The sequence below is a fragment of the Spongiactinospora sp. 9N601 genome (genome assembly GCF_044326295.1).
Classification (GTDB): Bacteria; Actinomycetota; Actinomycetes; order Streptosporangiales; family Streptosporangiaceae; genus Spongiactinospora; species Spongiactinospora gelatinilytica.
On the sequence record NZ_JBIRBB010000007.1, the window covers coordinates 251491 to 264196 of the forward strand.

Annotated in this window: 17 protein-coding genes and 1 pseudogene; 9 read left to right on the forward strand and 9 right to left on the reverse strand. The window is 65.0% G+C overall.

From position 1 onward, the window contains the following. Positions 1-45: 45 nt before the first annotated feature. A complete protein-coding gene (locus ACH34R_RS18565; RefSeq protein WP_397562687.1) occupies positions 46-516 on the forward strand; it encodes a MarR family winged helix-turn-helix transcriptional regulator in 471 nt (156 codons plus the stop codon). A 190-nt stretch (positions 517-706) separates the two neighbouring features. On the opposite strand, the gene ACH34R_RS18570 is transcribed toward ACH34R_RS18565, so the two are convergent. Next, positions 707-979: a DUF397 domain-containing protein gene (locus ACH34R_RS18570; protein ID WP_397562688.1), complete on the reverse strand. Its 273-nt coding sequence runs from the start codon at positions 977-979 to the stop codon at positions 707-709. 282 nt (positions 980-1261) lie between these two features. Beyond that, a complete protein-coding gene (locus ACH34R_RS18575) occupies positions 1262-1666 on the reverse strand; it encodes a cupin (protein WP_111167007.1) in 405 nt (134 codons plus the stop codon). A 100-nt stretch (positions 1667-1766) separates the two neighbouring features. On the opposite strand from ACH34R_RS18575, the gene ACH34R_RS18580 reads away from it, so the two are divergent. Next, positions 1767-2594, forward strand: coding sequence for a M55 family metallopeptidase (locus ACH34R_RS18580; protein WP_397562690.1), 828 nt, complete (start codon positions 1767-1769; stop codon positions 2592-2594). Between the two features lie 32 nt (positions 2595-2626). On the opposite strand, the gene ACH34R_RS18585 is transcribed toward ACH34R_RS18580, so the two are convergent. Beyond that, complete coding sequence (locus ACH34R_RS18585; protein ID WP_397562691.1) at positions 2627-2980, reverse strand: ArsR/SmtB family transcription factor; 354 nt, start codon at positions 2978-2980, stop codon at positions 2627-2629. 54 nt (positions 2981-3034) lie between these two features. On the opposite strand from ACH34R_RS18585, the gene ACH34R_RS18590 reads away from it, so the two are divergent. Continuing rightward, positions 3035-3799, forward strand: a complete 765-nt coding sequence (locus ACH34R_RS18590) for an SDR family NAD(P)-dependent oxidoreductase (protein ID WP_397562693.1) — start codon at positions 3035-3037, stop codon at positions 3797-3799. Between the two features lie 2 nt (positions 3800-3801). Here the strand turns inward: ACH34R_RS18590 and ACH34R_RS18595 are convergent, their stop codons facing one another. Both ACH34R_RS18595 and ACH34R_RS18600 read right to left on the reverse strand, forming a co-directional pair. Beyond that, entirely contained in the window at positions 3802-4356 is a 555-nt protein-coding gene (locus ACH34R_RS18595) for a GNAT family N-acetyltransferase (RefSeq protein WP_397562695.1), read from the reverse strand. Continuing rightward, positions 4353-5678: a helix-turn-helix domain-containing protein gene (locus ACH34R_RS18600; protein WP_397562696.1), complete on the reverse strand. Its 1326-nt coding sequence runs from the start codon at positions 5676-5678 to the stop codon at positions 4353-4355. The genes ACH34R_RS18595 and ACH34R_RS18600 overlap by 4 nt, the downstream gene beginning before the upstream one ends. A gap of 393 nt (positions 5679-6071) precedes the next feature. Between ACH34R_RS18600 and ACH34R_RS18605 the strand changes: the two genes are divergently transcribed. From ACH34R_RS18605 to ACH34R_RS18620, 4 genes are all read left to right on the forward strand, one after another. Then, on the forward strand, positions 6072-6404 hold the full coding sequence (locus ACH34R_RS18605) for a hypothetical protein (RefSeq protein WP_397562697.1): 333 nt from the start codon (positions 6072-6074) through the stop codon (positions 6402-6404). After that, positions 6388-6702: a hypothetical protein gene (locus ACH34R_RS18610; protein ID WP_397562698.1), complete on the forward strand. Its 315-nt coding sequence runs from the start codon at positions 6388-6390 to the stop codon at positions 6700-6702. Before ACH34R_RS18605 ends, ACH34R_RS18610 begins: the two co-directional genes overlap by 17 nt. 320 nt (positions 6703-7022) lie before the next feature. Beyond that, positions 7023-7931 (forward strand): SDR family oxidoreductase, encoded by a 909-nt coding sequence (locus ACH34R_RS18615; RefSeq protein ID WP_397562700.1) that lies wholly within the window; start codon positions 7023-7025, stop codon positions 7929-7931. Between the two features lie 9 nt (positions 7932-7940). After that, a complete protein-coding gene (locus ACH34R_RS18620; protein ID WP_397562702.1) occupies positions 7941-8333 on the forward strand; it encodes a VOC family protein in 393 nt (130 codons plus the stop codon). A 348-nt stretch (positions 8334-8681) separates the two neighbouring features. On the opposite strand, the gene ACH34R_RS18625 is transcribed toward ACH34R_RS18620, so the two are convergent. From ACH34R_RS18625 to ACH34R_RS18635, 3 genes are read right to left on the reverse strand one after another with little or no spacing between them, the layout of a single operon-like run. Then, positions 8682-8987 (reverse strand): RloB domain-containing protein, encoded by a 306-nt coding sequence (locus ACH34R_RS18625; RefSeq protein WP_397562923.1) that lies wholly within the window; start codon positions 8985-8987, stop codon positions 8682-8684. Next, on the reverse strand, positions 8902-9300 hold the full coding sequence (locus ACH34R_RS18630; RefSeq protein ID WP_397562703.1) for an RloB family protein: 399 nt from the start codon (positions 9298-9300) through the stop codon (positions 8902-8904). Before ACH34R_RS18630 ends, ACH34R_RS18625 begins: the two co-directional genes overlap by 86 nt. After that, positions 9300-10583: an ATP/GTP-binding protein gene (locus tag ACH34R_RS18635; RefSeq protein ID WP_397562704.1), complete on the reverse strand. Its 1284-nt coding sequence runs from the start codon at positions 10581-10583 to the stop codon at positions 9300-9302. The genes ACH34R_RS18630 and ACH34R_RS18635 overlap by 1 nt, the downstream gene beginning before the upstream one ends. Before the next feature lie 229 nt (positions 10584-10812). Between ACH34R_RS18635 and ACH34R_RS18640 the strand changes: the two genes are divergently transcribed. Next, complete coding sequence (locus ACH34R_RS18640; RefSeq protein ID WP_397562705.1) at positions 10813-11829, forward strand: MDR family NADP-dependent oxidoreductase; 1017 nt, start codon at positions 10813-10815, stop codon at positions 11827-11829. Between the two features lie 19 nt (positions 11830-11848). After that, positions 11849-12286, forward strand: coding sequence for a MerR family transcriptional regulator (locus ACH34R_RS18645; RefSeq protein WP_397562707.1), 438 nt, complete (start codon positions 11849-11851; stop codon positions 12284-12286). A 90-nt stretch (positions 12287-12376) separates the two neighbouring features. Here the strand turns inward: ACH34R_RS18645 and ACH34R_RS18650 are convergent. Next, a pseudogene (locus ACH34R_RS18650) lies at positions 12377-12592 on the reverse strand (IS5/IS1182 family transposase); the annotation flags it as partial. Positions 12593-12706: the final 114 nt, after the last annotated feature.

Here is a 12706-nt window from a genome sequence, read left to right on the forward strand (position 1 = left end):
AGCCGACTAACTAATAGCCGACTATACATCGATAGGGTGGGCGGCATGGAGTTCGCCGAGGTCGCCAGGATCAACCGCGCACTGAACAAGGCGGCCAAGCTCTACCGGGCCGCCAAGGCGCGCAAACTGGCCGCCCTCGGCCTGCACCCCGGCCAGGACGTGCTGCTGTGGGTGCTCGCCGAGGCCGGCGACGGGATGACGGTCTCCGAACTGGCCGCCCGCCTGGGCATCGAGCCGCCCACCGCCACCCGCAGCCTGGCCCGCATGGACAAATCCGAACTGTTCCGCCGCGTCCCGGTCCCTACCGACCGGCGGCAGGTCCGCGTGGTGATGACCGAACGCGGCCGGGACCTGATCCCCGCCATCGAACGCGCCTGGGCCGAGCTTGCCGAAGAAACCCTCGGCCACCTGCCCAAGGAGACCCGGGCGCTGGTGATCGCGGCCCTGGAGGAGGCCAACGACCACCTCCGCCACATCGTCGGCGACGCGGCCGAGGCCGTCCTCGCCGAGGGCTGAGCCGAGGGCTGAACTGCCGGCGAGGATGGCCGGGCCGTTGTTCTGTTATGGATAATTCGTCTTTTGGTGGCCCGACGGCCGGCAGACCCTCCAGATCGCGCAGGTCGATCGCTTAGGAAAACGCCGGATGCGCGGCCATCGGTCACCACTCCATCAAATGGCGTACTGCCCTTGGCAGCCGCCCATGACCTCAGATTCCTGGTGCCGATGGCCGACCACTGGACGGCCGCACATCGTACTCACCCGCCTTGACATGCGCGACGAACGACTCCCAATCGGCCACACCGAACACCAGTGCCCCACCGGCGCGGTTCTTGGAGTCACGCACGGCGAACGCCCGCCGCGCGCCCGCCGCCGCCACCGCATCCCCGTTCGGGAGAGCGGCGACTTCAACGCAGTTGGTGTGTCCGTTACTACGACTGCTCTTGCGCCAGACGGCGTTCGAGAGATCGGCATTGTGCATGGTCGTCTGCTACCTCACTGTTCGCATTTCTCCGGAAAGTGATCGGTTGAGTGCCGTGCCCGATTCTTACGGAACCCCATCTGGTAGCGCTGGATTTCATCTGATTTGTCCAGATGTGGCAGTCTCCCGAAAAACTCTGGACACGCCCTCATGCCGTCTTTCCCGTGCAGTGCGAACTCCCGGCAAACCCCTGGCCCAGCGTGAACACGGACCAGGGGTCGCGGGTGGTCGGAGACGGACCGAAACTCGGCCCGCGGCTCAGTCCGCGGCTCAGTCCGCGGCTCAGTCCGCGCGGTGGAACTCCGCCAGCCTGGCGGCCTCCGGCGAACCACTGGTCGCCTCGTACCAGTGCGGGTAGGTGACGTAGACCAGTTCGGTCGGCTCCTCGGTCCGGTAGACCACCTTCGCCCCGGCGCGCAGGTAGATGACCTCCCCCGGCCCGGCGCTGACCGGCCCGTTCTCACCGTCCACGATGAACCGGCCCTTGGTCACGATCAGGGCCTCGTCGTAGGTGACGGTCCAGGGGTTGCTCTCGGCTCCGTCGTAGCGCGCGTAGCCGACCGACATCTTCACATCGTTGGAGCCGTCGAGCACGTCCCCAAGGAAGATCTTCTGCTCGCCCCGCTGCCACCAGACATCAGGCGAGCCGACCGTGAACTTCTCGACCGCGTCGTTCTTCGCTGCCATGACTGCTTCCCCTCGAATCGGAATGTGTTCCGTTTGGTGTAACCGGAACCTGTTCCGGATGTATTCCCACTCTCTGGGAGGAATCCCGTAGGGTCCGGGTGTGAAGGTGCTGATCTCTGTCGACATGGAGGGCATCTCGGGGATCGTGCATCCCACCGAGACCAATCCAGGGGGATACGACTACGAGCGCGGCCGGGCCTTGACGACGGCCGAGGCGAACAGCGTGATCGCCGGGGTGCTGGACGCCGAACCCACCGCCGACGTCCTGGTCGCCGACGCGCACGGACCGTTCCGCAACATCCTTCCGGAGCAGCTCGACCGGCGGGCACACCTGGTCCGTGGCAAGCCGCGCCCACTGGGCATGCTGGCCGGGCTCGACGAGCACACCGACGCCGCCATGCTCATCGGTTACCACGCCCGAGCCAGTGGCGGGCCGGGGTTGCTGGCGCACACGATGAACGACGACATCCTGGACGTACGCGTGGCCGGGCGTTCCATGGGCGAGATCGGTCTCAACGCCGCCATGGCCGGGCATATGGGCGTCCCGGTCGTACTGCTCAGCGGCGACGACGCGGCCGGGGCCGAGCTGCACGAGCTGGTTCCTTCGGCCGTCGCCGTCGCGGTCAAACACTCCCTCGGACAGGCCGCCGCCGTCACCCTGCACCCCGAAGAGGCCCGCGAGCGGCTACGCCAGGCCGCCGCCGACGCCATCGCGCGGCGAGCGCAGATTCCACCGCTGACCATTTCAGGACCGTTCGACGTCGAGGTCGATCTGCACAACCCGCTCACGGCCGATCTGGCAACGCTGGTGCCAGGCGTCTCACGAGCCGCCGGCGGACGTACGGTCGCCTTCACCACCGCGGACTTCGCCGACGCCTACCGGCTGCTCCTGCTATTCGGACAGCTCGTCACGATCAAACCAGGCTGATCAGTACCCTCAGGCCCCTCAGGCCCCTCAGGTCAGCCCGTGGTCTCGTCGCCGGTCAGGCCGACCTGGCCGCCGACGTCGTCGCCGTGTGCCGCGTCCAGAACGGCGTTCAGGAGGCCGGGGAAGCGGGTCTCCAGGTCCGCGCGGCGCAGTTCGACGAAGCAGCGGGTGCCTTCCTGGCGGGTCCGGGTGATTCCGGCGTCGCGTAGCACGCGGAGGTGATGGCTGAGGGTCGACTTGGCGACCGGGGCGCGCAACTCGCCCCAGCCACGCTCGCGGCCGTCGGCGAGCACCCGCACCAATCCGACGCGGATCGGGTCGCTGAGCGCCCCCATCACCTGCATGAGACCCACCTCGCCCAGGTCCGGATGCCGCGCCTGTCTCATGACGACCATGGTAGCTTGTTCGATGTTCTACGAACAGCGAACGAAGTGAGCGATATGTCCGTCCAGCAGCACGGCGCTTTCACCGGTACGGTCGTCATCGTCACGGGTGCCGGATCGGGCATCGGCCGCGCCGCCGCCCGCGCCTTCGCCCGCGCCGGAGCCCACGTCCTCGGCGTCGGACGCCGCCCGGACGCCCTGGCGGAGACCGCCACCGGCCATCCCGGCATCGTCACCCTCCCGGCCGATCTGTCCGCCCCGGGGGCGCCGCAGCAGGTGATCGACGCCGCCATCAGCCGGTGGGCACGCCTGGACGTACTGGTCAACAACGCGGGCGCCACCAGGCGCATGCCGCTGGCCGAGACCACCGCCGAGGGCATCACCGGCCTGTTCGACGTCAACGTCGTCGCCCCCAGCCTGCTGGCCGGGGCCGCCCTGCCGTACCTGCGCCAGACCAGGGGCTCGATCGTCAACATCTCCAGCACCTACGGCCACCGGCCCCTGCCGGGCAGCGCCCACTATGCCGCCACCAAGGCCGCTCTGGAACAGCTCACCCGCAGTTGGGCGGTCGAGCTGGCCCCCGACGGCATCCGGGTCAACGCCCTGGCCCCCGGCCCGACCGAAAGCGAGGCCCTGGCCGCGGCCGGACTACCCGAGGCGACCATCCAACAGATCAAGCAGGACGAGGCCGCCCGCATTCCCCTCGGCCGCCGCGGCGAACCCGACGAGGTGTCCACCTGGATCCTCCACCTGGCCGACCCGGCCACCACCTGGCTCACCGGCCAGGTCCTCACCATCGACGGCGGCCTCGAACTCACCTGACGCTAGTTCCGGTAGAGCATGAGGACGTCGAACAGGGGTGCGTGCGGCATGCCGGGGCGTAGCTCGGCGGCCTTGGTCCAGCCCCATTTCAGGTAGGCGCGGTACGCCCTTTCGTTCACCGGCTGGACGAGGAGTGTGGCACGCGGCTCAGGACGCGCGGAGAGTAGTTCGTCATGGAGGGCACGGGCAAGGCCACGACCTGTCCGTGGCTTCCGGACCATGATCTCGGACAGGGCGAATGTCCTGCGCCCGTCTTCATGGGTGAACCCGGGCTCCGGCTCATACTCCAACCCACGCCACCACGCGGCTCCTGAGCGTTCGTCCAGCGACCATCCCCACGCCTGCCCCACCGGTTCGCCGTCGATATAGGCCACGACAAGGTCGAACCCGGATTTGGCGGCATAAAGGTCGAAGCGCCGCATGGCCTCGTCCTCTGCGGTGAAAGGGTCTCCCTGGGCGATCCGGTCCGCGTAGGCGTCACGGTGGATCAAGGCCACCTGGTCGCGTATGCGCCTGGCGGCTGCGGCATCGTAACGGCGAAAGGTCGGCTCGGTCATATCCGGCTCCCAGGGTCAGGTGCCGAGAAGGAACGAGCCGCCTGGTCGAAGCGCACGCAGAACTCCTCGGCGGCGAGCTGTTCGGCGGCGGCCCTTACCGGTTGCAACTCGTTCAGCGTGCGCCGGGAGGTCACGCGTACGCCCAGGTCGGGCAGGATGGACAGGCCCTCATTGATCGCCTGCGCCCGATCTCCACATTGCAACAGCGCGCTGGAAAGACGAGCCCGGTAATAGGCGCGGTTACGAGGTGAGCACCGCACATCACTCACGACCGCCGAGTAGAGATCGACCGACCGCGCCGGGGAGCCCAGATCCATGTATCCCATCGCCTCATACCCGTTGATCTCCGATTCGGTCACGAACTGGGTCCACAATGCGTCATCAGGATGGCCGCCCCGCTGGAGTTCGTCCCTCGCCTGGGCGATGTTCCGGCGGAAGGCCGCCTCGTTACCAAGGCGGACGTACGCGAGAGCCTGCCGTAGCTTGATGAGCGCGTGCAGGCGCGGGGATCTCTCATGGCGGGCGAGGTACGAGGCGCGGTCGGCGAAACGCAGCGCCTCGCGTGCCATCCCGGCCTTGCCGCTCACCCTGGCGAGGAACGAGCTCTGCATGGCCATGTTCAGGTAGACATGGACAGAGGTCCCGGCATCATCGGCACCGTCCGCCAACAGGCCGGCTTCGCGATACAGCATCCGCGCGGTCTTCTGGTCTCCGTTGTCATAAGCCAGCCAGCCACAGAGTGTGCCAAGGTCCGAGGTGACCATAAGGAGCTGATGGCCGACATTGTCCGTGTAGTCGCTATCGTCGATGATCCGGCGCGCGCGAGAGAACAGTCGCACCGCCTGTGGCAGCACCGCACCGCCACCGAGATCCTGATCCTGTCTGCCCAAGCCGTCCAGGCAGGCACGTAGGTATCTGACATGCGCCGCGTCGGCACGGTCGGGCACCTGGATCAGGTCCAGGCCACTGGCCGTCACCAGGCCGAGCAGCGAACCGGTGAAACTACGCCGATCCACCCCTGCCAACTCCTCATCCGCCTCGAAAGTACGAGATTCTCCGCTAAATGGAGACAATCCCAGGGTGCCACTTTCGGTGCCGAGCACAACAGGCAGAAGCACCTTACGTGGAATGTCACATGCGTCGGCGAACCGTACCAGCTCGCGTATGTCGTACAGAGTATCCCGGTCGCCCGTTTCGATCATGCTGATGGTGCTTTGGGATAGGCCGACGATGTTTCCGAGGTCAAGCTGACTCAATCCGGTCGCGGCCCGAAGGATCGTCACGAATGTGCCCAGCTCGTGGTTGGCGAGGGCGCGACGCATCGGAAGCGAGTCCCATAGCCACTCCGGAGCGTTGACGCCGGCCGACTTCAACGCTCGGGTACAGGGGGCACATAGGGAATTATGGTTATAGCGGTTCAGCAGGGTCGATTTGCATGCTGGACACAGCCGCTCACTCCGAGGCATTTATCCTCTTTCGCGCGCACGTCGCTCACAGTAAGTGGTCCCCCGAAACACGATAGCGCCCTCGGTGTTATCGAACCATTACTCTCTGCGATAGCGCCTCGTCACTTGCCTCTCGCAACGTCTCATCGCGGGCCCTTTCGCATGCGAGCACGCTATCGCTACGCATCCGACACGGACGATCACCGATAGTGAGCCGGAAGGTGCAAGCCTCATGCAAAGCAGCCATTATGGCCCCTCGGCAGGTGGCCGATGAGCGCGTTCATGCTCGGTACCCACCTGGTCCGCCCCACATCCCCCGCCGAGAAGACCGCGCACCGGCTGAAAGCCGTGCTTGCCGCCTTACATGCGATCCACGCGGACCTGGTCAATGATCAAGGGCGAGTGCGGTTGTCGCTGTGCCCCGGCCTGGTCGCGGTCGTACAGGACGACGGGATCTGGTGGCACAGCCCACGCATGCTGCATCCCGGCATCCCACTGTACGTCCACCGCTGCACGGTGGGCGGCGCGGCCGAGGCCCTGGCCGGCGACTACGCCCTGTTGAACCCGCCCGGCAAGGAGCCGCCCAATGCGGTTGCCAACTGACGGGTTCCTGCTCGGCTGCACCGCACGCCCCCTGCTGATGGTCTGGGAGGTCCAGGCGGGGGAGCGTACCGCAGGCGGGGTCACCGACGACCAGGTCGCCGCCGAGACCGCCATGTTCGACGCCCTACGCACCCACCCCACCGGCCGGGGCCGGATCCGGTACGCCCGCCTGTCGTTCATCGGCATCGGCTACGTCTACGGCCCGACCCTGCTCACCGCGCACCGGATGAACGGCGTCACGATGATCATCGCGGGAGATGCCGGAGACGCCGGAGACGCCTGGGGCGGCATCCCATGAGCGGGCACGGCGGCGTGGCGCGGGCTTGGGGCGCCGCCGTGCCGGACGGCGGGCCGCCGGGGGCCCGCCCGGCGCGGGCAGGGTTCGCTCCCTGCCCGCGCCACCCAGCCCACCTGAGACGCGCGGCGGCCGTTCCACACCTTCCCTAGGCCGTACCGCGCCCTGCGGGCGGGCGGCGTACCCCACAACGCCGCCCGCCCGCACCCTTTGATGGCCATTTCTTCCGGACCCAAAATGGCCATCTTCGCAGGTCAGCCGGCATTCGCGAGCATGCTGTTCGCATTTGCGCAGCCCTTCTCCGCTGGTCAAAAGTGGAATCCATGAGAATCCTGATGACCGGGGCGACCGGAAACGTGGGCCGGCTCGTGGTCGACCGCCTCGTCCGCATGGGGGTCACCGTACGAGCCCTGAGCAGAGACCCCGCCCGCGCCCACGCCCACGCCCACGCTCGCCTCGCCGAGGACGTCGAAGTGGTCGAAGGCGACCTCGCCCGGCCGCGGAGCATGGCCCCGGCGCTGAAGGGGGTGGACAGCATGTACCTCTTCCCGCACGCCGCGACCGCGCCCCAGGTGGTGGCGCTGGCCAGGGAGGCTGGGGTGCGCCGCATCGTCGTACTGTCCTCCGGCGCGGTCACCACCGGCTACGACACCGATTTCCACCTGCCGGTGGAGCGCGCGGTGGAGTCCTCCGGGCTGGAATGGACGCACGTACGGCCGGGCGAGTTCATGCTGAACAAGCTGTGGCTGTGGGGACCGTCCATCCGAGCCGAGCGCATCGTACGCGAGCCACTGCCCGACGCGGCCTGGTACCCCGTGCATGAGCAGGACATCGCCGACGTGGCCACGGCCGCACTGATCGAGGACGGGCACCAGGGCGCGGCCTACACCCTCAACGGACCCGAGCTGATCACCAGGCGCGCCCAGGCGGCGGCCATTGCCGCCGCGATCGGAACCGAAATACGCCTGGAGGTGGTCACTCCGGCACAGGCCCGGGAACTGTACCTGGCCCAGGGCGGTTTCGCGGCGGACAACGCCGACTTCCTGACCGGCTTCAAGGACTACTCGGGCGCGGACGCCGACCCCTCGTTGAAGCAGGAATTCGATCTCGCCATGCTGGGGCCGATGTCCACAGCCGAGGAGATCACGGGCAGGCCGGCACGTACGTTCGCCGAATGGGCACACGACCACGCGCGCGACTTCCTGGCCGGGGTTCCGTCAGCAGGCTTCTAGGATCTGACGATGCGACTCGACCTGATCACGATCGTCGTGGACGACTATGACCCGGCCATTGAGTTCTTCACCAGCGTCCTGGGATTCGACCTGGTCGAGGACTCTCCGGCGACGACCAACGACGGGCGCCCGAAACGCTGGGTCGTCGTACGGCCACCGGGCGCCCAGACCGGCATCCTCCTCGCCCGCGCGGACGGCCCACACCAAACGGCCGTCGTCGGAACCCAGGTCGCGGGCCGTGTGGGGTTCTTTCTACAGGTAGAGGACTTCGATACCGCTCACGAACGCATGGTTTCTGCGGGCGTCGAGTTCGTCAGGCCACCTCGCGTGGAGCCTTATGGGCGCGTCGCGGTGTTCGTCGACATTGCAGGCAACCGCTGGGACCTGCTCGGTCCTGCTTGACCGCTATGTGGGGCCGGCGGCTTCTCGCGCAGCCCCTCGGCCAGTGCCTGCGCGTCGCCCATGCCGCGCGCCCAGCGGCGTATGCCCGTACATCCCGCGTGAGCTTCATCGAGAAGAAGTGCAATCTCAACCCGGTTCACCGGGCCCCGGCGATCTGACGTGCCCAACCTTAAGCCGGCCAGCTCCATATCCTGCGGAACAGTTCTGGGCCCGGGGGCCGGTCCTGGCCTGTGGTGGGACTCCGGCCGCCTGGCGTTACACCTCATCTGCCGCGCCAAGCCTCACCGTCGCCCCAGCCGGCCGTTTCGTCAGTCATAGAAGCGGCGCGTCGCCAAAACGGCCACCTCGTTATTCACCCTCAAGGCTACGCAGGAGCTTATACATCCCAGACGAGGGATTGTCGTGCGGGAAGGTCGTACCATTTTGCTCGTGCCAGACGTCAAGGCGCGCAGCATGTCGTGCCGCCGCCTTCCTGAGAGGCATATAGGCTGCGGCGTCGATACTTTTCCCCGGTCGGCCGTCCAGTGAGCGTGAACGGCTTTCGGCGGTGCCTGTGTCCATAAATGCGCTACAGTTCTGGTGGTGTAAGATCAGCCATACCTCGAAGCATGGGGTTAGATATTGCGAGATTAATCCCGTTCGCTCTCGCGATATCGATTGCTTGAGCTAGGTTTGGATGATTTTTCGGCCACTCAACATCGAAGAGGCACCAATACTCATCGATCTCAGGATCGTCTTTGTGCGCCACCGCCTTTCTGGTCAGGGTAAGCGGGACGCCCTGCTCGGGGTGGATCTGTATGCTTAACGCAGTATTTTCGGCTATATGCGGAAGCTTCTTTAGGCCGTTTATGTAGTCGGGCTCCGAGCTTCGACCCTCACAAAAGACCATTACGGTGCGAAGTTCGGGCCGCTTTTCGGGGATTCTTTTTAGTGGCCTTCCGCCTCTTTGCCGCCTACTCGAAGCCATCAGCCGATCAACCCAAGGGCTCGCAGTAGAGCAGTCTGATCCACTTGCGGCAAGGCGCCGAACCTGCCATGAAGATATGCATTCTCAAGGTTCTGTGATTTACGCACACGCTCTCCGGCGAAATCTGCCAGTGCACCGAGGCGAGTAGAGCCATCGGCCCGCTTTTCAGTTAGCCAGACCTCGTCCCTGTTCAGATAGTTCAGAAGGCTGGTGTCATGCGACGTGAAGATAAGTTGAGCGCCGCGAGGATTGGTTGCTGGGCTATGAAAAATGCTCAGCAATTCCGCCGACAGGGTTGGGTGCAGGCTCGCATCCAGCTCGTCAAAGAGGACGGCCGAACCGAGTCGTAGCGCAGTGAGTACAGGACCGATCAAAGCGAACCATGTTCTCGTCCCTTCCGACTCGGCATTCAAATCGAACGGTGCGCTCTCCTCTGATGTCTTATGGAGTAGCCGAACTCTGCGAACAGTGCGCACCTCCGAGTCAGAGTAGTTGACCTCTTGGTTATCTATGATCACGTCTTCGATGCCAAGGTCAGCTAGGCGCAGAAGCGCCAATGCTTGCTGGCGAGTTCCAATCACTCTGTCACCAAGGTCGCTATCACCAAAGAGGGAGAGCTGGTTGCTTGTCTCTTCGAACCAACGAGATGTAGAGCGCGAAAACGAGCCTCTCAATCCACTCAAAGGACCTGATCGGCGCCTGTTCACATGGCCAAGGTTTTGTATACTTAGGAGTGCTCGCGTAAATTCCGACACCAACGGCTCGTCGAACCGTCGGGCAATTGAGAGCGCCAGCGCCCTGTGCGTCATAAGCTCACGGGTTCCGGATAGAGCACCCAGTCCCCTCTGTAGCTTTAGCTCCGATCCTTCTCGCTCAAATATCCGCCTCCGCTTTTTCTCTGGATAATGAAAAAGGCCCTCGTATATCACATGCTCGCGATCTACTTCGAGCACATACTCAAAGCGGACGCCACGGATAGCCAGCTCAATGCTGAACTCACTCGTCGAGACAGGTCCCTCGCCGAAGGCAAACGGTTCGGTTGGTATTACATCATCCCAAACGCGTAGAGAATGTTGCACGGCATCGCATAGCCAAGAGAGCGCAGCTATAACGTTCGACTTGCCGGAGGCGTTTGGCCCGTACACCGCCGCAAGTGGCAGAAGGCTCTCCCCGAGCAGCGGTGCCGGACGTGCCTCTTCGCGATCTCGATCGATCGCGACCATCGACAGTTCGACCGGCTCCCGGATGGAGCGATAGTTCGTGGCTCCGAATCTGATCAACATGATCTCACCCTACCCTGCACTCTCGCCGCCGATACAGGGGCCATACCGTAGACATGAGACGAAATTGTGGCTTTGAGTGCAGTATGCCCGCATGCACAGCCCACTCGACGCGCCTTCACGATCATGTGCGGCGTGCCCTCGATCGAGTACTCGCTCGTCTGCGGGAATAGCCCTCTGAGGGCTTCACGGCTTGCACTTGACGTAAACGTCAACTCCTAACGTTGTCGCCATGACCATTGCTGTGCCTACCGCCCATCGTGAGGTGCGTCTCGCCGCCCGTCCGGAAGGGACGTTCAGGACCGATCACCTCCGGGTCGTCAAGGCTCCCGTTCCGGAGTACGGCCCCGGCCAAGTGCTTGTCCGCAATCGGATGATGAGCGTCACCGCCGTGATGCGCACACTCATGGATGGCGACATCGGTTTGCCCATGCCGGCGTACGAGCCAGGTCAGACCTTGTGGGGACCGGCCATCGGCGAAGTGATCGCTTCGGCGGACGCTGACTTGAGTCCTGGCGATCTTGTCGTACACAACCATGGCTGGCGAGAGTACGCCGCCGCCGGCGCGGCTGAGGTGCGGCGCGCTGACGTCGACTCGCTGCCTGACCTGGGTGCGCACCTGTCTCAGGGGTTGACTGCATGGCTCGGCGTTGTGCGGGCTGCCGAGGTGCGGGGTGGGGATACGGTGTTCGTCACCGGTGCTGCGGGCGGTGTCGGTTCACTTGCAGGACAGTTCGCTCGGCTGCGTGGGGCCACGCGGGTGATTGGCAGCACCGGTTCCCGGCGCAAGGGTGAGTACTTGGTCGGGCAACTGGGGTACGACGCCGTGGTCATCCGGGGTGAGGGCGGCACTATCGAGGATCAATTGCGCGCGGCGGCCCCGGATGGCATCGACGTGGTCTTCGACAACGTCGGCGGCGAACAACTACTTGCCGCTCTAGCGGTTGCCAAACGCGGCGCTCGCGTCGCGCTCGTAGGCACGATGTCCAGCCAGACATCGGGTGGCTTCAGTGCTCCGGTCGAGATCGACACGGGTGCACTCATCGTGCGGGGGATCACACTGCGCGGCATCGCGGGCAGCGACCACCTCGACGCCATTCCCCAAGCGATGCGGGAGTTCGGTCGTGGGCTCCGCGACAAGACGCTTGTCTTCCCCCATACGCGTCTGTCAGGCATCGATCAGGCACCTCGTGCGTTGTGCGAGTTGCTTGAAGGGCGCCATATCGGTGCGGTGCTTGTGGAGTTGTAAGTCCAAGGGAGAACCAGGAATGCGGATCGGCGAAGCCTCGGCAGCGGCAGGGCTTACCCCGAGAGCGCTCCGCTTCTACGAAGAGCGAGGGCTGCTCGCGGCGCGGCGCACGACATCGGGCCATCGTGAGTACGACGAGGAGGACGTTCGCCGGCTACGGACTGTAAGGGAGTTGCTGGCAGCAGGCCTGACGATCAGTGATGTCCAGGCCGTGGTCGAAGGCCTGGACATGCCGCTCAAGCAACCGGGCGATTGCCCGATCGTCGACATCACCAACCGACGGCTGGCCGAGCTCGACAAACGCATCGAGCGGCTGACCGAACTGCGCCGTCGTCTTGCCAACGCGCTCACCGACCGATTCGACAAACAGTTCCTTGGACCTGACCAGGCGGTCGCAATGCGACGCCGACTGAGTCCGTGTGAACGCCAGGTAGGCGATGAGTTCACGGTGACGTGAGCGGCTCGGCTTCGTAGGCAGAGGCGACCCCCGCGACGGCGGTATGCATTATTGAAGGAAGCCTCTGCCTAAGTCGTGAGTGAGCCTTTTTCATCCTCGGGTGGTCTCGCAGTTTTGGAGTACCGCGATGGCCTTGCACAGGTGTACTGCGATGGCCTTGCTGGGGCTGCATCGGAGCTTGCGGAGGATGGCCCAGCTTTTGAGCTGGGCGTTGGCCCGCTCTCCCGGACCTCATCGACGGGCCTGTGCCCGGTTGGCCTGCTTCTGCGTCTCCGGCTTGTCCTTGCCCCGGTACGGCGTGACCACCACACCGCCGGCTTCGCGATTCGGCGAGGACGACCCTTTCTAGAACTGTGGGGATGCGGCTGGAAGCACGGGAACGATATCTCGTAAGGGTGTACGGACTGAGTGGTTTGTCTG

Bases quoted from the DNA above. Each gene is read 5' to 3' on its own strand.
- ACH34R_RS18565 (WP_397562687.1), top strand. From the start codon at position 46: ATGGAGTTCGCCGAGGTCGCCAGGATCAACCGCGCACTGAACAAGGCG.
- ACH34R_RS18570 (WP_397562688.1), bottom strand. From the start codon at position 979: ATGCACAATGCCGATCTCTCGAACGCCGTCTGGCGCAAGAGCAGTCGT.
- ACH34R_RS18575 (WP_111167007.1), bottom strand. From the start codon at position 1,666: ATGGCAGCGAAGAACGACGCGGTCGAGAAGTTCACGGTCGGCTCGCCT.
- ACH34R_RS18585 (WP_397562691.1), bottom strand. From the start codon at position 2,980: ATGAGACAGGCGCGGCATCCGGACCTGGGCGAGGTGGGTCTCATGCAG.
- ACH34R_RS18590 (WP_397562693.1), top strand. From the start codon at position 3,035: ATGTCCGTCCAGCAGCACGGCGCTTTCACCGGTACGGTCGTCATCGTC.
- ACH34R_RS18595 (WP_397562695.1), bottom strand. From the start codon at position 4,356: ATGACCGAGCCGACCTTTCGCCGTTACGATGCCGCAGCCGCCAGGCGC.
- ACH34R_RS18600 (WP_397562696.1), bottom strand. From the start codon at position 5,678: ATGCGTCGCGCCCTCGCCAACCACGAGCTGGGCACATTCGTGACGATC.
- ACH34R_RS18605 (WP_397562697.1), top strand. From the start codon at position 6,072: ATGAGCGCGTTCATGCTCGGTACCCACCTGGTCCGCCCCACATCCCCC.
- ACH34R_RS18610 (WP_397562698.1), top strand. From the start codon at position 6,388: ATGCGGTTGCCAACTGACGGGTTCCTGCTCGGCTGCACCGCACGCCCC.
- ACH34R_RS18615 (WP_397562700.1), top strand. From the start codon at position 7,023: ATGAGAATCCTGATGACCGGGGCGACCGGAAACGTGGGCCGGCTCGTG.
- ACH34R_RS18620 (WP_397562702.1), top strand. From the start codon at position 7,941: ATGCGACTCGACCTGATCACGATCGTCGTGGACGACTATGACCCGGCC.
- ACH34R_RS18630 (WP_397562703.1), bottom strand. From the start codon at position 9,300: ATGGCTTCGAGTAGGCGGCAAAGAGGCGGAAGGCCACTAAAAAGAATC.
- ACH34R_RS18635 (WP_397562704.1), bottom strand. From the start codon at position 10,583: ATGTTGATCAGATTCGGAGCCACGAACTATCGCTCCATCCGGGAGCCG.
- ACH34R_RS18640 (WP_397562705.1), top strand. From the start codon at position 10,813: ATGACCATTGCTGTGCCTACCGCCCATCGTGAGGTGCGTCTCGCCGCC.
- ACH34R_RS18645 (WP_397562707.1), top strand. From the start codon at position 11,849: ATGCGGATCGGCGAAGCCTCGGCAGCGGCAGGGCTTACCCCGAGAGCG.